Source organism: Streptomyces sp. LaPpAH-108 (assembly GCF_000373625.1).
Lineage (GTDB): Bacteria > Actinomycetota > Actinomycetes > Streptomycetales > Streptomycetaceae > Streptomyces.
This window is the reverse complement of record NZ_KB891993.1, coordinates 791196-815643: the sequence shown is the minus strand read 5'-3', so window position 1 is coordinate 815643 and position 24448 is coordinate 791196. Positions and strand designations below refer to the sequence as shown.

At 72.3% G+C, this 24448-nt stretch carries 23 protein-coding genes; 10 read left to right on the top strand and 13 right to left on the bottom strand.

Going from position 1 to position 24448, the window contains the following annotated elements:
• Positions 1 to 8: 8 nt before the first annotated feature.
• The 4 genes from B079_RS0115080 (at position 9) to B079_RS0115065 (ending at position 3960) form a co-directional block, all read left to right on the top strand.
• Positions 9 to 683: an urease accessory protein UreF gene (locus B079_RS0115080; protein WP_018546657.1), complete on the top strand. Its 675-nt coding sequence runs from the start codon at positions 9 to 11 to the stop codon at positions 681 to 683.
• A gap of 32 nt (positions 684 to 715) precedes the next feature.
• Positions 716 to 1393: an urease accessory protein UreG gene (gene ureG / locus B079_RS0115075; protein ID WP_018546656.1), complete on the top strand. Its 678-nt coding sequence runs from the start codon at positions 716 to 718 to the stop codon at positions 1391 to 1393.
• 71 nt (positions 1394 to 1464) lie between these two features.
• Positions 1465 to 2223, top strand: a complete 759-nt coding sequence (locus B079_RS0115070; protein ID WP_026248718.1) for an urease accessory protein UreD — start codon at positions 1465 to 1467, stop codon at positions 2221 to 2223.
• Between the two features lie 144 nt (positions 2224 to 2367).
• Entirely contained in the window at positions 2368 to 3960 is a 1593-nt protein-coding gene (locus B079_RS0115065; RefSeq protein WP_026248717.1) for an alpha/beta hydrolase, read from the top strand.
• 51 nt (positions 3961 to 4011) lie between these two features.
• On the opposite strand, the gene B079_RS0115060 is transcribed toward B079_RS0115065, so the two are convergent.
• The 6 genes from B079_RS0115060 to B079_RS0115035 all read right to left on the bottom strand — a co-directional run bounded on the left by B079_RS0115060 (position 4012) and on the right by B079_RS0115035 (position 10108).
• Entirely contained in the window at positions 4012 to 5046 is a 1035-nt protein-coding gene (locus B079_RS0115060; RefSeq protein ID WP_199779910.1) for an NAD-dependent epimerase/dehydratase family protein, read from the bottom strand.
• 153 nt (positions 5047 to 5199) lie between these two features.
• Positions 5200 to 5913, bottom strand: a complete 714-nt coding sequence (locus B079_RS0115055) for a lysophospholipid acyltransferase family protein (protein WP_018546652.1) — start codon at positions 5911 to 5913, stop codon at positions 5200 to 5202.
• 238 nt (positions 5914 to 6151) lie between these two features.
• Positions 6152 to 7069: an NADP-dependent oxidoreductase gene (locus tag B079_RS0115050; protein ID WP_018546651.1), complete on the bottom strand. Its 918-nt coding sequence runs from the start codon at positions 7067 to 7069 to the stop codon at positions 6152 to 6154.
• Between the two features lie 223 nt (positions 7070 to 7292).
• Positions 7293 to 8438, bottom strand: a complete 1146-nt coding sequence (locus B079_RS0115045) for an LLM class flavin-dependent oxidoreductase (protein WP_018546650.1) — start codon at positions 8436 to 8438, stop codon at positions 7293 to 7295.
• A gap of 28 nt (positions 8439 to 8466) precedes the next feature.
• Entirely contained in the window at positions 8467 to 9690 is a 1224-nt protein-coding gene (locus tag B079_RS0115040) for an SfnB family sulfur acquisition oxidoreductase (RefSeq protein WP_018546649.1), read from the bottom strand.
• Positions 9691 to 9751: 61 nt separating this feature from the next.
• Entirely contained in the window at positions 9752 to 10108 is a 357-nt protein-coding gene (locus tag B079_RS0115035; RefSeq protein ID WP_018546648.1) for a hypothetical protein, read from the bottom strand.
• A 379-nt stretch (positions 10109 to 10487) separates the two neighbouring features.
• Here B079_RS0115035 and B079_RS0115030 point away from each other — a divergent pair, with 379 nt between their 5' ends.
• On the top strand, positions 10488 to 11414 hold the full coding sequence (locus B079_RS0115030) for a LysR family transcriptional regulator (RefSeq protein WP_018546647.1): 927 nt from the start codon (positions 10488 to 10490) through the stop codon (positions 11412 to 11414).
• A 40-nt stretch (positions 11415 to 11454) separates the two neighbouring features.
• Here the strand turns inward: B079_RS0115030 and B079_RS0115025 are convergent, their stop codons facing one another.
• Positions 11455 to 12048, bottom strand: coding sequence for an NADPH-dependent FMN reductase (locus B079_RS0115025; protein WP_026248716.1), 594 nt, complete (start codon positions 12046 to 12048; stop codon positions 11455 to 11457).
• A 137-nt stretch (positions 12049 to 12185) separates the two neighbouring features.
• Between B079_RS0115025 and B079_RS0115020 the strand changes: the two genes are divergently transcribed.
• The 4 genes from B079_RS0115020 (at position 12186) to B079_RS0115005 (ending at position 17084) form a co-directional block, all read left to right on the top strand.
• Positions 12186 to 13034: a helix-turn-helix domain-containing protein gene (locus B079_RS0115020; RefSeq protein WP_018546645.1), complete on the top strand. Its 849-nt coding sequence runs from the start codon at positions 12186 to 12188 to the stop codon at positions 13032 to 13034.
• A gap of 122 nt (positions 13035 to 13156) precedes the next feature.
• The gene (locus B079_RS0115015; RefSeq protein WP_018546644.1) at positions 13157 to 13990 is read left to right on the top strand and encodes a maleylpyruvate isomerase family mycothiol-dependent enzyme; all 834 of its coding nucleotides are present in this window, start codon (positions 13157 to 13159) and stop codon (positions 13988 to 13990) included.
• A 96-nt stretch (positions 13991 to 14086) separates the two neighbouring features.
• Positions 14087 to 14551, top strand: a complete 465-nt coding sequence (locus tag B079_RS0115010; RefSeq protein WP_018546643.1) for a pyridoxamine 5'-phosphate oxidase family protein — start codon at positions 14087 to 14089, stop codon at positions 14549 to 14551.
• Between the two features lie 118 nt (positions 14552 to 14669).
• The gene (locus B079_RS0115005) at positions 14670 to 17084 is read left to right on the top strand and encodes a glycoside hydrolase family 32 protein (protein ID WP_018546642.1); all 2415 of its coding nucleotides are present in this window, start codon (positions 14670 to 14672) and stop codon (positions 17082 to 17084) included.
• A gap of 24 nt (positions 17085 to 17108) precedes the next feature.
• Here B079_RS0115005 and B079_RS0115000 read toward each other — a convergent pair whose 3' ends face one another.
• The 4 genes from B079_RS0115000 to B079_RS0114980 form a co-directional block, all read right to left on the bottom strand.
• Positions 17109 to 18314 carry a DUF2201 family putative metallopeptidase gene (locus tag B079_RS0115000; RefSeq protein WP_026248715.1) on the bottom strand — a complete coding sequence of 402 codons (1206 nt, stop codon included), beginning with the start codon at positions 18312 to 18314 and terminating at the stop codon, positions 17109 to 17111.
• A 161-nt stretch (positions 18315 to 18475) separates the two neighbouring features.
• On the bottom strand, positions 18476 to 19714 hold the full coding sequence (locus B079_RS0114995) for an AAA family ATPase (protein ID WP_018546640.1): 1239 nt from the start codon (positions 19712 to 19714) through the stop codon (positions 18476 to 18478).
• An 87-nt stretch (positions 19715 to 19801) separates the two neighbouring features.
• Positions 19802 to 21193 carry a hypothetical protein gene (locus B079_RS0114990; RefSeq protein ID WP_026248713.1) on the bottom strand — a complete coding sequence of 464 codons (1392 nt, stop codon included), beginning with the start codon at positions 21191 to 21193 and terminating at the stop codon, positions 19802 to 19804.
• A gap of 197 nt (positions 21194 to 21390) precedes the next feature.
• The gene (locus B079_RS0114980; RefSeq protein WP_158684991.1) at positions 21391 to 23184 is read right to left on the bottom strand and encodes a hypothetical protein; all 1794 of its coding nucleotides are present in this window, start codon (positions 23182 to 23184) and stop codon (positions 21391 to 21393) included.
• A gap of 122 nt (positions 23185 to 23306) precedes the next feature.
• Between B079_RS0114980 and B079_RS33285 the strand changes: the two genes are divergently transcribed.
• Positions 23307 to 23633, top strand: coding sequence for an SAVMC3_10250 family protein (locus B079_RS33285; protein ID WP_267880472.1), 327 nt, complete (start codon positions 23307 to 23309; stop codon positions 23631 to 23633).
• Between the two features lie 232 nt (positions 23634 to 23865).
• Here the strand turns inward: B079_RS33285 and B079_RS35515 are convergent, their stop codons facing one another.
• Both B079_RS35515 and B079_RS0114965 read right to left on the bottom strand, forming a co-directional pair.
• Positions 23866 to 24012, bottom strand: a complete 147-nt coding sequence (locus tag B079_RS35515) for a hypothetical protein (RefSeq protein ID WP_018546634.1) — start codon at positions 24010 to 24012, stop codon at positions 23866 to 23868.
• A gap of 68 nt (positions 24013 to 24080) precedes the next feature.
• On the bottom strand, positions 24081 to 24434 hold the full coding sequence (locus tag B079_RS0114965; RefSeq protein ID WP_018546633.1) for a hypothetical protein: 354 nt from the start codon (positions 24432 to 24434) through the stop codon (positions 24081 to 24083).
• Between the last annotated feature and the right edge of the window lie 14 nt (positions 24435 to 24448).

Here is a 24448-nt window from a genome sequence, read left to right as displayed (position 1 = left end):
GGTCTCTGATGTCCCGAGCCGCGCTCCTCGTCCTGGCCGACGGCCGCTTCCCCGCCGGAGGGCACGCGCACTCCGGCGGGGCCGAGGCCGCGGTCAAGGCGGGCCGTATCACCTCGGCCGCGAGCCTGGAGGAGTTCTGCCGGGGACGGCTGCACACCTCGGGACTGGTCGCGGCGGCGCTCGCGGCGGCGGCCGTACGGGGGCTGCCCGCGCGGGAGTTGGACGCGGCGGCGGACGCCCGTACGCCGTCGCCCGCGCTGCGCACCGCCGCACGTCGACTGGGTCGCCAGCTGACGCGGGCCGCCCGTGCCGCCTGGCCGTCGCCCGAACTCGACGCTCTGGCGGCCGAGTTCCCCAAGGGCGCCCATCAACCGGTCGTCCTCGGGCTCACCGCCCGCGCCGCCGGTCTCGCGCCCGAGGACGCCGCGTACTGCGCCGCGTACGAGAGCGTGAGCGGCCCCGCGACGGCCACCGTACGGCTGCTGAGTCTCGACCCCTTCGACGCGACCGGCGTACTGGCCCGCCTGGCACCGGAGTTGGACCGCGTGGTGGACCGGGCGGTGGAGGCGGCCCGGCGGGCGGTGACCGAGGGAACCGACGCGTTGCCCGCCGCCTCGGCACCCCTGCTGGAGACCGGTGCCGAGTGGCACGCGGCCTGGCCCGTCCGTCTCTTCGCCTCCTAGCGCCTCACCCCGCACCGAACTTGGAGCCGCTCATGCATCTCGACCACACCCACACCGGCCCGTCCGCCGTCAGCGCCGACGCCCGACGGCCCGACGGCACGCGGCGTGCGCTGCGCATCGGGCTCGGCGGTCCCGTCGGGTCCGGCAAGACCGCGACCGTCGCCGCGCTGTGCCGGGCGCTGCGCGACGAGCTGTCCCTCGCTGTCGTCACCAACGACATCTACACCCGCGAGGACGCTGAATTCCTGCTCAGGGAGGCCGTGTTGCCGCCCGAGCGGATCACGGCCGTGGAGACCGGCGCCTGCCCGCACACCGCGATCCGCGACGACATCTCCGCCAACCTGGAAGCCGTGGAGGATCTGGAGGACGCGGTGGGGCCACTGGACCTCATCCTCGTCGAGTCCGGCGGCGACAATCTCACCGCCACTTTCTCCAAGGGGCTCGTGGACGCGCAGGTCTTCGTGATCGACGTGGCGGGCGGCGACGACATCCCGCGCAAGGGCGGGCCCGGCGTCACCACCGCCGACCTGCTCGTCGTCAACAAGACCGACCTCGCGCCGTACGTGGGGTCCGACCTCGCCCGGATGGCCGCCGACGCGAAGGCGCAGCGTGCCGAACTGCCGGTCGTCTTCCAGTCGTTGCGCACCGAGGCGGGCGTCACGGACGTGGCGGAGTGGGTGCGGGGGCGGCTCGCGGCGTGGAATGCGTGATGCGTGACGCCGCGACCGAGGTGGCCGGGGTGACCAGAGCGGCCGGGGTGGGCGGCCCGACCGCAACGGGCCTGCGCGCCAATGGTGTTCGCGCCCACGCCCGCATCGCCGCCCGTGCCGACGGGCGCGGCGGCACCGCGCTCCCGGTCCTGGACGGCGACGGCCCGCTGGCCCTCCGGCGCACCCGGGCGCGCGGGGGAGAGGCGCGTGTCCTGCTCGTCGGCGCGATGAGCGGCCCCCTCGGCGGCGACCACTTCACCGTGGCGGCCGAGGTGGGGGAGGGCGCCCGGCTGCACCTGGGCTCGGCCGCCGCCACCATCGCGCTGCCCGGCCAGACGAAGCACGAGGCGCGCTACGACGTACGGCTCGACGTGTCCGACGGCGGCGAGCTGCACTGGCTCCCCGAACAGCTGATCTCGGCCGCCGGAAGCGACCTGTACGTCACCACGCGCGTCCAACTCGCCCCAGACGCACGGCTGGTGCTGCGCGAGGAGCAGGTACTCGGCCGCGTCGGCGAGGACCCCGGGAGGCTCACCAGCCGTCTCACCGTACGGATCGCCGGGACCACCGTCCTCGATCAGGAGCTGTCCTGCGGCCCCGATGCACCGGGTGGCTGGGACGGCCCCGCGGTCCTCGGCGGCATGCGAGCTGTCGGTCAACTGGTCGTCGTACGGCCGGAGTTCGCTCAGGAGCGGCCCGAGGCGCGGCTGCTGGGGGAGGGGGCCGCGCTGATGCCGCTCGCCGGTCCCGCCGTCCTCGTCAGCGCCGTGGCCCCCGACGCGCTGGCCCTGCGACGGCGGCTGGACGAGGCGCTGGCGGTGCTGGCGTAGCAGCGCACGGGGTCGCTCGCTCACCGGTATGCGGTGATCCGTTTATCGGATTGGTAAAGAAGATCCGCAGACCCTGTTCTCAGACGGCTCACAGCCGAGAGGATCCCCGCCTGACTATGTCCATCAGGCACGGGGAGGGGCTCCTTGAGGGAGAACAGACCGAAGAACCTTATTCTGGCGCTGAGTTCGGCCGGAACACTCGTCGCCAGCCTGATAGCCGGGGCGGTGGCGGCCCCCGCTGCCACCGCCGACAGCCGGCACGGGCAGGACCGCGAGGCGCGCGGTGCCGCGATCGCCGCCGCCCGCGCCGCCCACCGGGGCATCGACTGGCAGGACTGCCCCGCCGACTGGGGGCTGGCCAAGCCCATCCAGTGCGGCTGGGTCACCGTGCCGGTCGACTACGCCCACCCCCACGGCAAGCAGATCAAGCTCGCCGTGGACCGCATCGGCAACACCGGCACCAAGCAGGACCGCCAGGGCGCGCTGGTCTACAACCCGGGCGGCCCCGGCGGCTCCGGGATGCGCTTCCCGACCCGCGTCACCACGAAGAACCCGCTGTGGACGAACGTCTCCAAGGCGTACGACTTCGTGGGCTTCGACCCGCGCGGCGTCGGCCACTCCGCGCCGATCTCCTGCGTCGACCCGCAGGAGTTCGTCAAGGCGCCCAAGGCCGACCCGGTGCCCGACACCGAGGCCGACAAGCGTGCCCAGCGCAAGCTGGCCCGCGAGTACGCCGAGGGCTGCGGCGAGCGCAGCGGCGCCATGCTGCCGCACATGACCACGCCGAACACCGCCCGCGACCTGGACGTCATCCGCGCCGCGCTCGGTGAGAAGAAGCTGAACTACCTCGGCGTCTCGTACGGCACCTACCTGGGCGCCGTCTACGGCACCCTCTTCCCGGGTCACCTGCGCCGCATGGTCGTGGACAGCGTGGTCAACCCGGACCGCGACAACATCTGGTACCAGGCCAACCTGAACCAGGACATCGCGTTCGAGGGCCGCTGGAAGGACTGGGAGGACTGGGTCGCCGCCAACGACGCCGCCTTCCACCTCGGCACCACCCGCGCCGCCGTCCAGGCCAAGTGGCTGAAGCTGCGCGCGACGGCCAAGAAGCAGCCGCTGGGCGGGGTCGTCGGCCCGGCCGAGCTGATCGGCTTCTTCCAGAGCGCGCCGTACTACGACTCGTCGTGGGTGCCGGTCGCCACGGTGTTCAGCAAGTACGTCGCCGGTGACACCCAGGCGCTCGTCGACGCGGCGGCCCCGGACCTGTCGGACACGGCGGGCAACGCGTCCTCCGAGAACGGCAACGCGGTCTACACCGCCGTGGAGTGCGCCGACGCCAAGTGGCCCACGGACTGGAAGACCTGGGACCGGGACAACACCCGGCTCAACAAGGACTACCCGTTCATGACCTGGGCCAACGCCTGGATGAACCTGCCCTGCGCCACCTGGCCGGCCAAGCAGCACACCCCGGTCGAGGTCACGACGCACCGCGGTCTTCCGCCGGTCCTGATCGTGCAGTCCACCAACGACGCCGCCACCCCGTACGAGGGCGCCGTCTCGCTGCACAAGCGCTTCAAGAACTCGCGCCTGATCACCGAGCGGGACGCGGGCTCGCACGGCGTGACCGGCCTGGTCAACCCCTGCATCAACGAGCGGGTCGACGCCTACCTGCTCAAGGGCCAGTTGGACCGCTCCGACGTGACGTGCGCCCCGCACGCGACGCCGGAGCCGTAACACCCGGTACGAGACGGAGGGGCGGCCGGAGCCTTCCGGCCGCCCCTCTTCTCATGCCTTCTCCGCGCCCGACAGGGCGTCTTCCGCCGCATAGGCGAAGAGTTCCGGGTAGGCCCCTGCGAGCAGCGGGAAGCGCTCGTCCCAGCTACCGGCGCGCAGTTCGGCCGTCAGCCACTCCACCGTCTCCGGCAGGCTGTCCTCGTACGACACCACCGGCCGGTAGCCCAACTCCCGTTCGGCGGCGGACATGTCGCACACCACCGGCCGGGGGACCGCCCACGGGTTGAGGCCGACGGAGCCCTCTCGTGGCGGCCCGTCGAGTCGTGTCGTCCTGGTCTTCACCCCCATGACCGCGTCGATCGCGGCCCCGATCTCCTCGCTCGTCGGCGCCTGCGGATCACAGGCGTTGAGCACCCGCGTCCCGGGCCGGGCGGCGGCCAGCCGGACCAGCTCCGCGATGTTGTGGACGCTCGCGGTGTGGAACCGGGACTCGCCCCGGAAGGCCAGCACGCGTGCGCGGCGCCCGTCGAGATTGCGCTTGACGAAGTACAGCTCGCGGGGGAGTGGGCTGTCCGGCCCGTGGACGGCGCCAGGACGCAGGACGGTCACCGGCAACCCGGCCTCGTTGGTGAGGAGTTCACGCTCCAGGGCGGACTTGCGGGTGGCGTAGGTCGCGTCGCCGGGCCGTACCGTCGGCTGGGTCTCCGGGATCGGCACCGGGAAGTCCGGACAGCCGTCCGGCTCGTCCATGGTGTCGAAACCGCGTCCCGCGTCGTCCGCGTACACCGCCACCGTGGAGATCACCACGGCCGAACCGATCCGGCCCGCGAGAGCGGTCAACTGCCGTGCGTGGACGGCGTCGTAGCCGACCAGGTCCACCACGAGATCGCAGCCGTCGCCCACCACGGCGCCGAGCGCGGCGTCGTCGGCACGGTCCAGCGGGACCGCGCGCACCCCCGCGTCCCACGCCGCGCTCCGGCCGCCGCTCCGCGTGGCGGCCGTCACCTCCCATCCGTCCCGGACCAGCGCGTCCACCACGGGACGCCCGATCTGCCCATTGCCACCGATCACCACAGCTCGCTTCATGGGGCGATCTTGGCCGTGCGCAGGGGGGTTGACGCGTGCTTGCGCCGAGAGCGGAGTCCGCCGACAGCGGAAGCGGGACGGGGGCGGGGCGGGTGTGGGTGGGCCGAGCGGGGCAGGTCAGCTGAGTGGCGCGGGTCGGTCGGGCGGCGTGGGTCAGCTGAGTGGTGCGCGGGGGAATCTGCGCTGCCGCTCGCCCTGGCTCTCCTTGACGACGGCCGCGTACTCGTCGACGTACTCCTGCCCGGACAGCGCGAGGATCTCGTACATGATCTCGTCCGTGACCGCCCGCAGCACCGCCCGCTCGCCCTCCATCCCGGTGAAGCGGGAGAAGTCCATCGGCTTGCCGAACCGGATCGCCACCGGCCGCAGCCGGGGGAGCTTCCTGCCGGGCGGCTGCGCCTCGAAGGTCCCGATCATCGCGCACGGCACGACCGGCACCCCCGCCTTCAGGGCCATCACCGCCACCCCGACCTTGCCCTTGTACAGCCGCCCGTCGTGCGACCGCGTCCCCTCCGGATAGATCCCCAGCAGCTCGCCCCGCCCCAGCACCTTGAGCCCTTCCCGGATCGCCGCCTGCCCCGCCTCCTTGCCCGACCGGTCCACCGGGATCTGGCCCGCACTCCGGAAGAAGAAGGCGGTCAGCCGCCCCTTGATCCCCGGCCCGGTGAAGTACTCGGCCTTCGCGAGAAACGTGATCCGCCGCTTGAGGATCGCCGGCATCAGAAAATGGTCCGAGAACGACAGATGATTCCCCGCGACGATCGCCGCCCCGTCCTCGGGGACGTTCTCAAGACCCTCGATCCGCGGCCGGAACACCACTCTGAGCAGCGGCCCCAGCAGAACGTACTTGAGCAGGTTGTAGAACACGGCCCGTCCCTCACTTCGGCAGATCCACTGGTGACCGCAGTTCCCGCAGGCCGACGCGGAGAAACAGAATCCTGCCCGTGTGCACCCGCGGTCATCCGTAACCACGTTCAGCAGAACTCATGCCGACCTGCCGCCGAGCTGTCTGATGCCCCCTATCAGATGGATAGGGGGCATCAGACAGCTCGGCAGCAGGGAACCGGTTGTCCCGGCTCTCTGGTGCCTTCGATCGGCTTCCGCGTCAGGAGACCCGCAGGACGATCTTTCCGGTGGTGTGCCCCTCCTGGCTGAGCCGCCATGCCTGGGCGGCCTCCGCCAGCGGCAGTTCACGGTCGACATGGACCGTGAGCTTCCCGGCGTCCGCTAGGTCGCCCAGCTTCGTCAACCCGGCGTGATCGGGACGCGCGAAGACGTAACGGCCGCCCCGCTCGCGGATGCCGGGGTCGGCGATGGACACGACCCGGGACGGGGACTTGGTCAGCTCCAGGGAGGCGACGGTGGCCGGACCGCCGTAGAAGTCGAGGGCCGCGTCCACCCCTTCGGGTGCCAGCGCCCGTACGCGCTCGACGAGCCCCTCGCCGTACGTCACGGGCTCCGCGCCCAGCGAGCGCAGGTAGTCGGCCTTGGCCTCGCTCGCCGTACCGATGACGCGGACCCCGGTGGCCGCCGCGATCTGAAGGGCGAAGGAACCGACGCCACCGGCCGCGTTGCTCACCAGCACGGTGTCGCCCTTGGTGACCTCCGCGGCCTGCAACGACTGGAGGGCGGTCAGCCCCGCCAGCGGCAGCCCTCCCGCCTGCTGCCAGGTGAGCGAGGCGGGCTTGCGGGCGACCGAACGGACGGGCGCCGGTACCAGCTCGGCGTACGTACCGTGCTGCGCCGTGTCCGTCCGGGCGTAGGCGATCACCTCGTCACCGGGCGCGTACTCCGTCACGGCAGGGCCCACCCGCTCCACGACCCCCGCCACGTCCCAGCCGGGGATCAGCGGAAGGTAGACGTACAGGATCGGGTCGAGACGGCCCGCCGCGACCTTCCAGTCCACCGGGTTGACTCCGGCGATCTTGACGCGTACGAGCACGGTGTCCGGGCCGACCTTGGGGTCCGGCTGTTCGGTGAGCTGTGGTGTGTCGCCAGGAGCGGCGACGGTGATTGCCTTCATACCCGGGCCAACGACTCACGGTCCCGCGTCGATTCCTGCCGACCGGAATTCCGCACGGGATTCACACGGGTGGCCCCCTGTGGGCTCGGCGGCGCCGCTTCGGTCAGCAGCGCATGCCTTCCGTGGCGCCCCGAGGGGCTGGTGCGGAACCTTCGGCGCGGCACCGATGCGGCCGACGGCACGCGAAAGGCCCCCGGAGCCGCCCGGGGGCCTCACACGCGGGTCACGAGGCGAAGGGCACCGCCGACGGTGTCCGGTCCAGGGCCGCCGCGTCCGGGTGGCGCCACAGGCCGCGCTCGGCGAGGACCGGCAGGACACCCTCGCCGAACCAGTACGCCTCCTCGATGTGCGGGTAGCCGGACAGCACGAACTCGTCGATGCCCAGGGCGTGGTACTCGGCGATCCGGTCCGCGATCTCGGTGTGCGAGCCGACGAGGGCGGTGCCCGCGCCGCCGCGTACCAGGCCGACCCCGGCCCACAGGTTCGGGTAGATCTCCAGACCGTCCGTGGAACCGCCGTGCAGCGCGAGCATCCGCTTCTGCCCCTCGGAGCCCGAACGGGCAAGCCCCGCCTGGACGTTGGCGATGACCTGCGGATCGATGCCGGACAGCAGCCGCCCGGCCTGCGCCCACGCCTCCTCGGCCGTGTCGCGGGCGATGACGTGCAGCCGGATCCCGAAGCGCACCTCGCGGCCCTCGGCCCGCGCCAGCGTCCGGATCCAGCCGATCTTCTCGGCGACCTGCGCGGGCGGCTCGCCCCAGGTGAGGTAGACGTCGCTGTGGCAGGCGGCGACCGGGCCCGCCGCCTTCGAGGAACCGCCGAAGTAGACGGGCGGCACCGGGTCGGGCAGGCGGGTCAGCCGGGCGTCGGCGACCCGCTCGTGGACGCCGTCGAAGTCGACCGTCTCGCCGCGCCACAGCGCCCGGGTGATGTGCAGGAACTCGTCGGTGCGCGCGTAGCGGGCCTCCTTGTCGAGGAAGTCGCCGTACGCGCGCTGCTCGTGGTCCTCGCCGCCGGTGACGACGTTGAGCAACAGCCGCCCGCCCGAGTGCCGTTGATAGGTGGCGGCCATCTGCGCCGCGAGCGCGGGGGAGACCAGGCCGGGGCGGAACGCGACCAGGAACTTCAGACGTTCGGTCTGCTGGACGAGCATCGCCGTCGTCAGCCAGGCGTCCTCGCACCAGGCGCCGGTCGGGGTGAGCGCGCCCTCGAAGCCCAACTGTTCTGCGGTGCGGGCGACTTGACCGAGGTAGGCGAGTGAGGCGGGACGGTCGCCGCCGGCCGAGCCGGTGGGGACGCCGTGGCCGCCGCCGACGATGTGGCGGCTGTCGCCGTTCGTGGGCAGGAACCAGTGGAAGGTCAGGGACATGGTGATCCTCAGTCCTGTGCGGGGCCGATCAGACCAGGCCGTTGGCGGGCGGCGGGGTGTCGTTCAGCTCCCAGCCGCCGAGATGGCGCAACTTCAGGCGGCGGGGGTCGTGCAGGGTGTGGGTGCGGGCGTTGCGCCAGTGCCGGTCCAGACGCAGGGCGCGGTCGGCGGCGCGGGTGCCGATGAGTTCGAAGATGCCGCTGGAGACCTTCAGGGACACCTCGTCGGAGTGGGCACGGGCCGCGGCGACGGCGGCCGAAGCCTCCGCCGCCGTACGGGTGTTGAGGTCGGCGCGGGCCGCGTCCACGGCCTCGCCCGCCTCCCGCAGCAGGGCGCGGGCCGTGCGCACCCGCAGCGCCAGCTCGCCGAAGAGGTCGATGACCGCCTCCTCGTCGGCGGCCCGGTCGAGACCGGTCTCCTTGCGGGGGCGCGCCAGTTCGTGGATGAGCCGCTTGCCGTCGCGCAGCGCCGCGACCGCGATACCGGTGTCGATGGCCGCGTGCAGATACTGCCCGAACGCACCGAACACCTCGTCCCTCTCGAAGATCGTGTACACCGGCACGATCCGCTCGGCGGCCACCCGGACGTGCTCGAAGCGGACGGTGCCGCTGCCGGTGGTGCGCTGCCCCATGCCGTTCCAGTCGTCCTCGACGCTGACGCCGGGATCGTCGGCCGGTATCCAGGCCGCGTGCACCCGGCCCTCCTCGTCGGTGGCGTAGACGGGGATCCAGTGGGCGAACAGGGCGCCGGTGGCGTAGTACTTGGTGCCGTGCACGATGCGGCTGCCGTCGGGCTGCCGGGCGAAGCCGATCTCGAAGCCGCGGGCGGTGCGCGAGCCGCGCTCGGACAGCGCGTTGCCGAAGTGGCGCCCCTGGAGGATCTCCTCGTAGAAGAACGCCTGCTGCTCCGGAGTCCCGGCCGAGGCAAGGACGTTGACGAAGAAGTAGTGGTTCTGCGGGATCTGCCCGATGCTGGCGTCCCCCGCGGTCAGCTCGGTGAACACCTCGCCCAGCGTGCGCGTCGACAGCTCGGGGCCGCCGTGCGCCTTGGGCACGGTCAGCGTGAACAGGCCCGCCTCGCCCAGGGTGCGGATCTCGTCGTACGGCAGGATCCGCTCGGCGTCGCGCCGGGCGTCCCGCGTACGGAACGCGGCGGCCAACTCGCGTACGACGGACAGTACTTCGGCGTCCGTGGTGTCCGGCCCGAACGGCGTGACACGAGGGGAGCCGGTGGAGCGGGTGGCGGTGGTCATGGCGGGGGCCCTTCCGCGGAATGGGGGACGGCGAGGTGAAAGGGAAAGCCGATAGCCATGATCAGGCGGCGGCGAGCCGGGAGCGGCCGGGCAGCGCCGCGCGGAACCGCTCGACGACCGGGGTGAGCGCGTCGTGCGCCTCGGGCGCGAGCGTGACGGCGCGGTCGGCGTCGACGCCGATGTGCCGGTCCAGGACGAACCAGCCGTGCGCGACCTCCGCGCCCAGCGAGGTGAGGACGGGGCGCAGCGCGTAGTCCACGGCGAGGACGTGCGCGGGGGAGCCGCCGGTGGCCAGCGGCAGCAGTGCCTCGGCGGGCAGATTGCGTACGTCGACGTGGCGCACCTCGTGGCCGTCGTCGACGAAGCGCCGCCCCAGGTGCGCGACGAGATGGGCTGTGCGGGTGAGGAGAAAGGCCACGGTAAGTCCTTTGCTGAATCAGCGAGTCGGAGCGCGTGGCGTACGCGACGGGGGCGGTTGCGGGTACGCCGCGGCAGTCAGCGGCAGAGGATCGAGTCGCACACAGGGTCGGCCTCGACCGCCGCACGAGCGGGAGGGGTTCGGGTGCGAGAAGCCGCGAAAGGGCTCAGCGGGAGCGGCGACAGGTGGCACTGCAGACCCGCGCGAGGTCGACGTGACGTCGCCGCGTGAGGTTCTGTCGCCCTGCGTCCATGACTCGATTCAAGCAGCCGTCCGGCCGGTCCGTCGAGTCGGTAATCACGAGACCCTGATAGGGTTTCCCTTTCATGCGGGTCAGAGTGAGAGTGGCTGTGCGCCTGCGACGGTGAGGGGATCCGGAGTGCGGACCGAACAGCTGGAGTACATCGAGGCGGTCACCCGGCTCGGCTCGCTGCGCCGCGCGGCATCCGAACTGCACATCTCCCAGCCCGCGTTGAGCGAGACCGTCCGCAATCTGGAGCGCGAGCTGGGCGTCGAACTGCTCGACCGGCACCGCTCGGGCGCCAAGGTCAGCGACGAGGGGCGCGAGCTGCTGCCCCACATCATCGGCGTCCTGGAATCCGTGGACCGGCTGCGCCGCGCGGCCCACGACCAGCACCACAGCAGCCGGATGGTCCGCGTCGGCACCGTGAACGCGGCGACGGTCCCGCTCCTGGTGCCCGCGGTCCGCGACTTCCGCGCGGAGCACCCGGCGACCCAGGTCGAGATGGTCGGTTCACAGCAGGACGACATCCACCGGGGCCTGCGCGAAGGCCGCTTCGACCTGGGACTCGTCAACTACCTCGACGGCGACGACACCCCGCCCGACCTCCAGACCACCGAACTGCTGCGGGGCCGCCCGGTCGTGTGCCTGCGCACCGACCACCCCCTGGCCGAGCGGAGCGCCCTCACCCCCGCCGACCTGGCGGGCGTACCGCTGATCGGGATGCGCGCGGGATACGCCATGCACCGCTACGCCCACCGCCTGTTCAGCGGCACCGCCCCCCGGTTCGCCTACTCCACGGACGGCGCCGAACTCGGCAAGGTCCTGGTCGCCGAGGGCCTGGGCGCCACACTGCTGCCGGACTTCAGCGTGGCGGGAGACCCGCTGGAGCGGGCGGGGCTGATCACCTATCGCCCGCTTCTCGGCGAGACCACACACGTCGTAGTCGTCCTGCAACGCCGCAAGGGCGACGTGCCGAGAGCCGTCCGCGCTCTGCACGCCTCCCTGCTGACCCGAGCGGCGGCCCTCACGGGCTTCCCGGCACCGGACGCCGCGCACCCGTAGGCATCGGACGCCACGCGCTGACGCCGCCCACCCGTAGGCGCTACAGCGGGCGGTCCCGACGGGCGTCGTGCAGCACCGCGCCCCACCAGAGCAGCTGATCGAGCATGGCCCTGGCGGCGTCCTCGGGGCCCTGCGGGTCCTGGAGCGTGCCGTCGGGGGCGAAGAGGAGGTAGTAGCGGGGGAAGGAGACGTAGTCGCGCACGGTGTGGGCATGCAACTCGTTGAAGACCTGCCGCAGTTGCTCGATCGCCAGCAGGCCGCCGCTGAGACCGCTGTAGCCGACGAAGCCGATCGGCTTGGCCTTCCACTGGGTGTAGTGCCAGTCGATGGCCGCCTTGAGGGAGGCCGGGAAGCTGCGGTTGTAGTCGGGCGTCACGATGACGACCGCGTCGGCGGCGTCGAGCCGCCGGGTCAACTCGGCCATGCCCGCGGGCCGTTCCGGGTCGGGCTGCCGGGCCGGTGAGGTGGGCGGCAGCGCGAGCGGGAGGTCGATGTCCGCCAGATCGACCAGGTCGACCGTGAACTGGTCGTGACGCTTGGCCTGTTCGACGAACCAGTTGGCCACCACCGGGCCGAAGCGGCCCTCCCGGACACTGCTGATGATCACCACGAGATTCAGTCGTGCACTGGACATGCGGGGCTTCTCCTGAGGACGGGCCGACGGGACGTGCGCTCCACGGTGCCGGGCGCGCGGCGGACGAGGGAGACCGGGCGAAGGGTGGTAGGGGCAGGGCCACGATCCGCCGTCGCCGCCGGTGTTACGTTCGAGGAATGAGCGACAACGAGCTGGGCCTCTTCCTGCGCCTGCGCCGGGAGGCCGTCGCCCCGGCCCAGGTGGGACTGCCCGCCGGGCCGCGTCGCCGTACGCCGGGACTGCGCCGCGCGGAACTCGCCACGCTCGCCGGAGTGAGCGTCGAGTACGTCACCAGGCTGGAGCAGGGGCGTGACCGCAGGCCCTCGGTGCAGGTGCTGGCGGCCCTGGCGGACGCGCTGCTGCTCGCCCCCGGTGAGCGGGTCCATCTGCACCGGCTCGCCAAGGGCGCCGACCCCGGCTTCAGCTGCCGGGGTGCGGCGGGACCGAACCGGGCGGTCCGGCCCACGATGCGGGCGCTCCTCGACCGGCTGGAACCGACGCCCGCCGTCCTGGTGAACCGGCTGAGCGAGATCCTGGCCCACACGGACGGCTACCGGCGGCTGGCCGGACCGCTCGGCCTGCTGGACGGCGTGCGGCCCAGCCTCGCCCGCTTCGTCTTCACCGACCCACGGGCCCGCACGGTCTACCCCGACTGGGACACGGTCGCCGACGAACAGGTCGCGGCCCTCAAGCAGGGTCCTGGGCAGAGCGATGTCCATGTCGGCGCCCTGATGGACGAGTTGACGGTGTCCGCCGGGGAACCCTTCGCCGCCCGGCTGCGGACCCTGCCGGGGCTGCCCCGGGCGAACGGCGTGGTGCGCATGGTCCACCCCAAGGCGGGGGAGCTGCGGCTGTGGTACGAAACGCTCGGCCTGACCGCCGACGACGACCAGCAGCTCGTCGTCCATCTGCCGGCCGACGAAGCGAGCGCCGCCGCACTCGACCGGCTCACCGGCCGCCGCCCCGGCGCCCTGCGGGCGGTCTGAGCCGTACCGCCGACCACGCCGGACCACCTCACCGCCCCGCGCCCTTGTCCCGGCCCGGTGCCGTCTGGTTCTGTACCGCGCTACGAGGGCGTGATCACGGAGCGACGAGGAGAGCGGACGGCGTGGAGCGGGAAGCGGAGACGGGCACCGGGGGCGCCCTGCCGGAAGGGCTCGGGCGGGCGATACGGGAGACCGCCGGGGACATCGCCGCGCTCCTGGACGGCGCGACGGACATGGCCGGGCCGGTGCCGGGCCTGGAGTGGACCGTCGGGGAGACGGCCGCGCACCTCGCGCTGGCCAACGGGCTGATGGCCGACCTCGCGTCCGGGCAGGAACGGCGCTACGGGGACGGCACCCCGCAGAGCCTCGCGGCGGCCAACGCGCGGAGCCTGGCCGAGTTCCCCGAGCGCGGGGCGGAGCCGCTGGCCACGATGATCGTGGAGCGGGCCGAGGCGTTCCTGGACGCGGTGGAGCGCGGGGCGCCGGACGGGACCGCCGGCCGGACGCTCCTGACCCCGCTCGGGCCCATGAACCAGGCCGTCCTCGCCTCCTACCTGCTGACCCACATGCTCGGCCACGGCTACGACCTCGCCCGCGCCCTGCGCCGCCCGCACATGATCGACCGGACGCGGGTCGCCCTGTGCCTGCCGTTCCTCAAGACGGCGATGCCGCGCGTCGCCGACGCGAATGCCGCCGCCGGGGTGACGGCCCGCTACACCCTGCGCGTCCGGGGCGGCGAGGCGTTCGGCGTCACCTTCGCCGACGGCACGGTCGAGGTGCTGCCCGGGCCGCCGGAGCGGTCCGACTGCACCCTCCTCACCGAGCCGGTCACCTTCCTCCTCATCGCACTGGGCCGCCTGGGCCCCTGGCAGGCCATGGCGCGTGGCGGCGTGCTCGCCTGGGGCCGCAAGCCCTGGCTCGCGCCCCGCTTCCCCGCCCTCTTCACCGCACCCTGAGCGCCCTGAACCCGCCACCTCGGCCCAGCCTTCGGTCGCAGGTCGTAGGCCCAATGCCTCAGGCGCACGCCCCCACCGCTGGCTAGGTTGATCGGCATGCAGACCACGAACACCAGCCGCCGGGACACGGCGCGGCGACGGAACGACACGATCAGACGGCTCACCGAGGAGCGGGACGTGTGGGTGTCGACCGCTCACCCCGAACACGGCCCGCACCAAGTGCCGTTGTGGTTCTGGTGGGACGGCCGGGCCCTGTGGATGTGCACGAGCGGGGACTCCGCGACCGTGCGCAACCTCCGTGCGGAGCCACGCGTGCAGTTGGCGCTGCCGGACAGCTTCGACGTCGTTCTGCTGCGCGGCGAGGCGCGGTGTTTCCCGGACGACGAGGTGCCCGGGGAGGCGGCGGACGGGTTCGCCGGGAAGTTCGGGTGGGATCCCCGGAGCGAGGAAGGGCCGTTCGCCTATGTGCGCGTCGAGTTGGGCACCGTGCTGGCCTGGCGAGGGGTGTCCGAGCTGCGGGGCAGGGTCCTCATGCGGGACGGTGCCTGGAGGGTCGGCTGAACCGAACTCGCCCTGTCCGTTGACGAGTTGACCCCGTGGCCCCATCATCTGATCGACCGCGCGCCGATAACGATGTCAACGATGACATGCACATGTCCCCAGGTGAGGGTGGTTTCCCGTGCGTCGAAGAGCCGCAGCCCTGCTCGTCTCCCTGATCGCGCTCCTGGCGGCGATGCTGCCGGGCACACCCGCGGCAGCCGGGACGGTGCAGGACTACCCGGAGTTCCCGTACCCGCCGACCACCTACAGCGAGCCGTACCGGGGCCAGTTCCACTTCAGCTCGCAGTCCGGCTGGATGAACGACCCCAACGGCCTCGTCTACGCCAACGGGCTCTACCACTTCTTCTACCAGCACAACCCGCACGGCCTGGCCTGGGACACCATGCACTGGGGCCACGCCACCAGCCCCGACCTGGTCCACTGGACCCAGAAGCCGATCGCGCTGGAGCCGGGCGTCCACCCCGGCACGCTCTTCTCCGGCGGCGGTGTCGTCGACAAGGACAACACCTCGGGCCTGAAGACAGGTTCACTGGACCCGATTGTGGTCTTCTCCAACACCAACGGCGTCAGCGTCTTCTACAGCAACGACGACGGGCGCAGCTTCCAGTCCTACGACAAGGGCCGCAAGGTCATCGACATCCCGGACGAGAGCCGTGACCCCAAGGTGTTCTGGGACGCGGCCCGGCACCGCTGGGCCATGGTGGTGTGGTCCTCGCAGGGCGGCAACGGCGTGAACATCTACACGTCGCCCAACCTCCTGGACTGGACGTTCGCCAGCCGCTTCAGCGCGCCCTGGCTCTTCGAGTGCCCGGACATGTACCCGCTGAACCTGGACGGCAAGTCCGGCCAGCAGAAGTGGATCCTCACCTCCGCCTCCAGCCAGTACGTCGTCGGCTCCTTCGACGGCAAGACCTTCAGCACCGACTGGACCCAGCCCCAGCAGATGGACCTCGGCACCACCTACGCGGGCGGCAGCTTCTACGCCGCGGAGACCTTCACCAACACCCCCGACGGCCGTACCGTGCAGATGGCCTGGCAGGGCGGCAACTACGGCAGCACCTGGACCGGCAACGCGACCTTCCCCGCGACCCTGGCCCTGGTGACCACCCCCGACGGACCCCGCATCACCCGCACCCCGGTCACCGAACTGTCCACCCTCGCCTCGGACAGCCGCAGTTGGAAGAACCGGACGATCGACACCGCCAGGTCCGGCAACCTGCTCGACGGCATCAAGGCCGACACCTACGAACTGACCGCGCAGTTCGACGTCAAGGGCGCCACCGCCTCCCGGTTCGGCTTCGATCTGCATCTGCGCTCGGACGGCTCCGCCGACCGCCGGGTCGTCTACGACCTCAAGGCCCAGACGCTCCAGGGCAAGCCGCTCAAGCCGCGGAACGGCAAGGTCACCCTGCGACTCCTCGTGGACCGGGGCCAGTTGGAGCTGTTCGCCGACGGCGGTCTCTACTCCCTGTCCGACAACGCCTACTTCGACTCCGGCGCCGACAGCCAGGGCATCGGACTCTTCGCGCTCGACGGCAAGGTCACCCTGGACAGCGCGACCTTCACCCGCCTCAACACCAGTTGGGGCACCGGCCAGTCCACCCTCCTGAGCAACCTCAAGGGCCCCTGGCACGCCTCCGGCGGCACCTGGAGCGACGTCGGCGGCGGCAAGCGGGCCTCCGCCTCCGGCGACGCCTTCTACCTCAGCGCCACCAGCGCGGGGGACGCGGTCTACCAGGGCGACATCAGCCTCGACTCCGCCCGGGCGGGCGGCCTCACCTTCCGCGCGGACGCCTCCGGCGCCGGGTACACGGCGAACATCGACACCAGCGGAGTGGTCAAACTCTGGCGCCCCGGCCGGGACATCGCGACGTACGCCACGCCCATCGCGGCCGGGAGCACCCACCATCTGAAGGTGCAGACGAACGGCGACCGCATCCGCGTCTGGCTCGACAACGGCTCCGACCCCGTCATCGACGCGACCGACGGGACGTACGCCAGCGGGGTGTTCGGCGCGAACGTCTACAGCGGCACCGCCACCGTGCAGAACCTCAACACCGGCACGGGCGGCTTCAGTTCCTTCCCCGCCGGACGGTGGACACCGCGCGGCGGCACCTGGACGACCGGCCCCGACGGGCTGCACGGCCGCACCGCCCAGGACGGCTTCTACCTCAGCGACCGCACCGGCACCGACTTCACCTACCAGGGCGACCTGTCCGTCACCAACGGCACCGCCACCGGGCTCACTTTCCGCGCGGACGCGTCCGGCGCCGGGTACACCGCGAACATCGACACCAGCGGCGTCGTCAAACTCTGGCGCCCCGGCAAGGACATCGCCACGTACAAGACCACCGTCGTCGAGGGCCGCACCTATCACCTCAAGGTGCAGACGAACGGCGCCCGCATCCGTGTCTGGCTCGGCAACGGCACCGATCCGGTCATCGACGCGACCGACTCGACGTACGCCAGTGGGCTGTTCGGGGTGAACGGCTTCGCCGGGAACACGGTCGCGCAGAACCTGACGGTCGGCTGAGCCGTCACCGAGGCCCGGTCACCGTCATCCGATGGTGACCACCCGGGCCCACGCGGGCGGCCCCTCCGGGACGTAGTCGGGGTCCTTCTCGTCCTGCGCCCGGGGCGGGCGCGGGAACAGGCCGACGACGGTACGGCACGGCGGCGGGGCCGACGGCCAGGGAGTCTGGCCGTCGGTCAGGGCCACGATCACGTCCGGGCGCGGTCGCGCGCGCAGCGCCCGGGCGAACCCGGACCGCAGATCCGTACCGCCACCGCCCATCAGCTCGATGCTCTCGGCACGGCAGAGCGGTACGGCGATCCCGGCCGCCGCGTCGCAGGAGATCACCGAGACCAGGTCGCGCCGGCCGCCCACCGCGCGGGAGATCGCCGCCACCTCGAGGAGCGCACTGCCCAGCTCGGTGTCGCTCACCGACCCGGAGGTGTCGATCACCACGCAGACCCGGGGCGGCGTACGGCGCAGACTCGGCAGCACCACCCCGGGGACACTGGCCGAGCGGCGGGAGGGACGCCGGTAGGTGTGGTTCTCGCCCACGCCCGGCGCGGAGGCCGCCGAGCGGACCGCCGCCCCCAGCAACTGCCGCCACGGCTGCGGCGGATGGAACGCCTCGTCCGCCCACCGGCGCCAGCCGTCCGGCGCGGTGCCCGGCCTGCCCTTGATCCCCTCCGCGACCCGGAACCGCACCGCGTCCCGCTGCTGTCGGCTCAGCCCGTACGCCCCGTCGGGCCCCAGATCCCACGGCCGCACCCGCCCGTCGGCACCGCTGCCGCAGTCCAGCCAGGCCAGATCCGAGGTGAGCCCGGACAGCGAGGCCGTGCGCAGATACTCCTCCATCAGCAGATCGGCGGGCAGGTCCAGCAGTCCAGGGAGCACGGCCCCGGCGGGTTTCGGGAGCCCTTCGCCGTAGATGTCGTCGTTGATCTCGAAGTCGGCGGCGATGTTCCGCCGCAGCGGCTCGCCAGGGCCGTGCGCCTCGTGCTCCCGCGCGTACCGCTCACCCCGGGCGTGGTGGTCCCGGAGCAGATGGGAGACCTCGTGCACCCAGACCCCGGCCAGCTCCTCCACGGGGGTGCGCGCCACGAAGGCGGGGGAGACGTAGCAGCGCCAGTGCGGGTCCACCGCCATGGTCGGCACCGAGCGGTCCGCCACGACATGCAGCGCGAAGAGGGCGTCGGCGAGATAGGGGCGGACCTTGACCGCGTGGAGGCGGGCGGTGAGGAGTTTGGGCAGGTCCAGGGGGAGGGAGAGCGCGGGGTCGGTGGGGGGTGCGGGGTTCGTGGGGCTTACGGGGTTCACGGGACGGGGTGGCGGGGGCATCGGGCGCGGTACGGGGCGCTTCGCGGCGGCGGACGCGGCGTTCGTGCCGGTCCTCGGGCTCTTCGCGGCCCCCGTCATCGGCGTGCCCCCGCAGCGCTCCGCGCCCCCGCCGCCACGGCCACCCGCTCCACCGACCGGTCGGCCCCTCGGGCGAGGCCGATCACCCCGGCCAGCCGCTCCACCGCGTCCGGTACGTCCCAGTCGTCGCGCCGGAGCGCGGCCAGGGTCGTAGCCGGAGCGACCAGGAGGTCGGGGGCGCCGGTCTCCAGCGCCCGGACCAGGACCGCCCAGGCGGCCTCCCAGCGCGGCCGTTCCGGCCGGGCCCCCACGGCGGCGACCACCGCCTCCAGCGCCGCCTGCCGCAGATCGCCCCGCTCCGGAAGCTCGGCACGGGCCGGGTCGGCGAGCAGGGTCTCCGGGTCGGGGAGGTCCAACCGGTCCATGTGGGCGAGGAGTTCGAGCCCGGGACCGTCCCCGACCGCGCCCCGTACGAGCAGCGCCAGCACGTCGCGGGAGACGGACGCCGCCGTACCGAAGGCCAGCAGGGTCAGCGCGGCCTCCCAGCTGCGGGGCGAGGGCCAGGCGCCGCCGCGCCGGGTTTCGGTGGTGGGCAGGCGGTGGATCAGGGTCGGGCGGGCATGCAGGAAGCTGGTGACGGTGCGCCGTGCGAGAGCGACGGCATCCGGCAGCAACTCCGGTACGAGGCGCGGAAGTTCGGCGTGGGGCCAGACGCCGCCCAGCCCGCGCACCACCACCTCGCGGTCGTGCGTCCAGTGCAGATGCACGAACCGGTTGGCCAGCGGCGGGCTCAGCTCCCAGCCGTCCGCCGCCGACGCGCGGGGGTTGGCGGCGGCCACGATCCGTACGCCCGAAGGGAGTTGGAGCGTGCCGACCCTGCGCTCCAGGACGACCCGGAGCAGCGCGGCCTGCACGGCCGGGGTGGCGGTGGACAGTTCGTCGAGGAACAGCAATCCCCTTCCGGCCCGCACCAGTTCGACCGCCCACTGCGGCGGCGCCATCGGCACCCCGCGCACCTCCGGGTCCTCGCCCAGGACGGGCAGCCCGGAGAAGTCGGACGGCTCGTGGACGCTGGCGATCACGGTCGTCAGGGGCAGTTCGAGGGTGTCGGCGAGCTGGGTCAGGGCGGCGGTCTTGCCGATGCCGGGCTCGCCCCACAGCAGGACGGGCAGATCGGCCGCGACGGCGAGCGCGAGCGCTTCGAGCTGCTCGTCGGGGCGGGGCTCGGTGGTGGTCGTGCGCAGGAGGGTCAACAGGTCCTGGGCGAGGACGAGTTGGGGCGTGCTGGGGTTCATGGGCATCACCTGAGATGGGCAGGGGGACGGGCATGTCCCAAGGGGGGTGAAAACGGGGATGGTTGAGCGGACTTCGGATGAAGTCGGTCAGGACCGCTGGCCGGTTCGGGGCCGGTGCTTCCTGTCGCGCTTGAGGCGCAGGGGGAGGGGCGAGCGGCGGCCGAGGCGGGGGCGCCGCTCCGCCTCCCAGGCGGCCTCGGCGGCGGGGTGCACGGCGACCAGCCCCGAGCGGTACAGGCCGTGCTCGATCCGGCCGGTCGCCGCCGACTCCAGCTCGTCCCGCAACGGCCCGTCGCGCAGCAGCGCCCCTGGACCGAGCAGCCCCTCCACCACGGCCAGTGCCCCGGCGGTGTCGCCGTGCCGCAGCCGCTCCCGGATCGCGGGCAGCGCCTCGGGACCGCGGTGCACGGCGTCGATCGCCCGCAGACACGGCAGCGGCGGACCGCCGAGCCCCACCAGCAGTTCCTCGCGGCGCAGTTCGGCGGGATCGTGGTCGACGGCGGTCAGCACACCGTCCCGCAGGGCGATCCGGTGCACCTCACCCCGGCACTCGACCCGATGCGGATCGTGCGGGTCGGCAGGAGACTCGACGCAGGCCCCCGTCCCGTACGCTGCCAACGCGGCCCCGACGAGCGGATGCAAGCGCGACGGCGTCACCAGTCCGGCCCGCAGCAGCTCCAGGTCCGGCAGCACCCGCGCCGCCGCCTCCGGCAGCACCGGAAGCGCCGCGACCTCCTGCGCGGGCAGCGCCTCCCGCACGAGCCGGACCCTCGGCGCATGACTGTCATCGGGCGCGACGAGTTCGAGGACGACACGACGACGCGACCCGAGCCGGACGGTGAACGCCCCCCGAGCACGCTCCTCGGCGCGCAGCAGCGCCTCCGCCTCGGCCGCCCAGTCCCCGACGGCCCACGGTGCGGGCAGCTCCAGCCCCTCGGGAGGCGCGGCCCGGCCGGGCGGTCGCCCGAGCGTGCCGCACTCCCGGGCGTCCCACAGCCGCCGGTGCAGATCGAGCCGGAAACGCCGGTCGGGACGCGGATGCGGATGATGACCGCCGTAGCGGCTCCCCGGCCCCTCCCACAGGCCCAGCGTCATCCGCTGCCCGGCATCCGCCCAGGCGGGCGGCGTCCGGACGACGAGATGCACGGGGGCGGGCCCGGGATAGCGGGCGAGCGTCACGGTGAGGCCGGGCCGCAGCCGCCCGTCGGGGGCGATCCGGGGCATGTGCCAGCGCAGCAGATCCGGCACCAGTCCCCGCAGATCCGCCCGCAGCAGACCGGTGAATTCCGTGCCGTACCGCTCACGCACGGCGCGCAGATCGAGAGCGACATCGACCCGGGCCGCCGCACAGGCGCCACCCCAGTCACCGACCGCACGCCGCGCGGTGGCCGTCTCGATCATGGACAGCGGCACCGCGTACTCCCGTACGCGCCGCCACATCGACAGTCGGGTCGGAACGTTCACGAAGTGATGTGCCATCAGCACTCACCTTGCGCGAACGATTCCCCCGATCCACAAGAGGAGGAGTTCTTCATCGCGCGCATCGTAGGCAGACCGGCGCCGGGCTGTCATGCGGATAAACGGGCCGCCCTGCGACTCACCTTTTGACAAGGCGTTGAGTGCCTGTACGTCGTAGGGGCCGAAGAAGTCCTGGCAGTCGCGGCCGAGGCGGTCGGTCAGTCCTGCCTGTAGGGCGCGCCCCATCGGAGGAGGGCGGGCAGTTGATCCATCGCGTCACGCCAGTCCTCGAAGAATTCCTCCCGCTGGCGCAGCGCTTGGGACAAGGTGGTGACGGCCTCGTGCCGCAAGCGATCTCCCTGGTCGCGGACCTGCTTCTTCCGGAACGGAACGCTCCAGAACTCCCAGATCGCCCACCCGAACAGGGCGAGCGCGAGCAGGCCGAACATCCACTGGGACATGCCGTCGACGAACGGCACCACGAGCGCCCCGGCGACGACGCCCATCACGACAGCGGCGACCACGCGAGGCCATCTGCGCACCACGGCATCCGACTGGGCCTGGGTCTGTCGCTCGAGGTGCGTGGCGAGTTCGTCGACGAGAGGTCCTGGCTGGACCGGTGTCCGCGAGTCCGTCGGGACGGTGCGTTTCCAGCCCGCGATGCGCAAGGTGAGGTGCGGCGGAAGGCGCTGCCGGGAGTCGGCGACGAACCGCTGTGCGGCGTTCTCCAAGCCCGGCCACACGACACGCAGGGCCATGTGGCGAGCCGGCTCGCCGAGCGGAACGTCGTCCGGCTCGAAGACGGCTTGATCGAGGAGCGTCATGAACGCGACCGGGGCCGCGTCAGGGGCGAGCGACGACCGGTGTGCCGCCGTGGCCTTCTCAAGGTCTCCCTCGTGTTCGATGACGCGCTCGAGCCGCCGCATCTTCTCGCGCATGTCCGCTTCGTCCGGCTCCAGTTGCTCGATGAGGCGGTCCAGAGCGCTCTCCGCGTGACCGCCGCCGCCGACCGGTGCGTCGACCCCCTCGGCTCCGTCGGGGAACCGGCGCTTGAGATGGGTCAGGATCCCGCCGGGCACGGTCGCGAGTTCCCAGCCGCTCAGGAGGTTCTGCCAGTCCTTTCCGCAGGTCGTGCGCAGCGCCGCGTACTGCTTCTCGGTGATGCGGCTGCGCAGGTTCAGCAGGCGGGATTCCAGGTGAGCGCCCCCGCGGGTGCCCCGCGCCATGCGCGAGTCGGCCGAGAGGCGCAGGCTTCCGCGGTTCCAGCGCGCCATGGTCTGCTGGGTGTACCCACGCGCCTTCTCGCCCAGTTCTCTGCTCGCGACCGCGTCCAGGACGACGCAGAAGTCCTGCCCCAGTTCGTCAGGATCGAGGGACTGGAGGTAGAGGTCCATCCATGCGGCGGCTCGGGTCTCGTTGCCCAGGCGAGAGCACGTCAGCGAGAAGAAGAGGTTGGCCTTGGCGGCGTCCAGGGCGCAGGCGTGTGACTGGGCGCGTTCGGCCTGTTCCCGCTCGCGGCGGAAATCGGCCGCGACCGCCATGGTGGCGGGCGCGAGCCAGTACGTCGGTTCCAGGAGCAGCCGTTCCTCGGAACAGGCGCGCACCGTGGCCGTGTTCACCACCTTTCCCTCGACGGCCTGCGCGGTGAGGGTGTGCACCAGGCTGCGGGCCAGGGCGCGGGTCTGCTTGCGCTGGGCGAAGTGCGCGTGCCATTCGGTGGTCAGGCGGGACAACTCGGCCTGGGCTCGCGACACTTCGCGGTCGCGTCCGTACTGCTCCAGGAAGCCGTCCAGTCTCTGGCGTGTGTCGGTGATCGAGTGTTCCAGCCCGGTGACCTTCGTACGCACACCGGTGACCTCGTCGCCGAGCTTCACGAGGTCGGTCCGCACATCGTGCAGACCGGTCCTGAAGCCGTCCAGCTTCTCCTCGTGACGCGCTTGCCCCTTCTCCACGCCTACGATGCGTTCACTGAGCCGGTCCAGTGCCGACTCCGGCTCAAGCCTGTCCTCCATGACATCCCCCGAGGTCATCGCCGTATGTGGTGCGTGCCTGCCCATTCTCGGCTCCGGGTAGCGAGTTCGGCGGGCAACTGGCTTGATTTGCTTCCGTATCGGGCCGGACGCACGTCGAACTCGTGGCGGACTGGTACGCGGCCCCTGATCTACGTCCCGGTCAGTGGGTGCAGTTCGAAGCGCCGCTGCGGTGCGTGATGCTCAGCGGCGCCCACCAGGACCTCGTCCTGTTCGTGGACCCCGCAGCCGGAGGAGAGACGGACCGGGGCTGCCGCCTGCTCATGCACGGGTCGGCCCGTCATCTGAGGGGCTGGACCCCGGTGCCGGTGGACGGCCCCGCGCTGGAGGCGGAGAACTCGGCCTCCAGCCTGGGAACCGCCTTCGTCACCAGGGCAGGACGGGTCGTGGAAGCACTCACCACGCACCGTGACCCGCTGGCGGAGGAGTAGAGCCGATCCGGGACGGCCGCGCGTCTGCGTGGCCGGGGTGTGCGGGAACTGCTCGACGCGCTGGACCGGGGGGACGACAGCATCGAGACGTCCGCGATGATGACCGGATACGCGCGGGTCACCGGGGTTCTTCCGAGCACTCCCGCCCGTGCTCGGTGTGTAGTGGCGAGCCCCCTTGTCGTGGAGTACGCGGCGAACACTGTCCCGGGCTGAGGGGCACCGTGCGTCCGTCCTAGCCGTCCTCCTCGTCCGGGTCCTCCCCCTCCGCCTGGGACGGCGTCGTGCGGGGGACGTCGCGGTGGGTGGGGTGGCCGGGGGTTTCGATGTCCGGGTCGCGTTCGCCCTCGGCCTGGGACGGGGTGGGGGTCTCGAAGCTCATGGACGGGCTCCCTCCGTGAGGCCTGCCGGGTACCCGGGCAGGCGGGATTCGTCACGGAGGGAGCCGGGTCATCTGGCCAGGGACACCGCGGCCGTCGTCACCGAGGTCAGGCAGGCGACGGCCGCCAGGGTGCAGGCGACGCAGCGGAGGCGGAGGGTGCGGTAGCGCTCCTCGTACTCCGCGCGCAGGGAGCGGCAGCGGGCGGCGACGCGTTCGAGGTCCTGGCGGGCGCGGTGGAGGCTGTCGGCGATGTAGTGCCGTTCGATCTCCTCGCGCTGCGCGGTGGTCAGCCAGTCCAGGGGACCGGTGAAGTCACGCGCGCGCTGTTCGGCGACCGCGATGGTGGCCTGCCACAGCAGGTATCCCTCGACCTCGTTGCCGAGCCTGGCGTCCTCGGCCTCACGTCCCGCTGGGTCGCTCATGGTGTCTCCGCGTG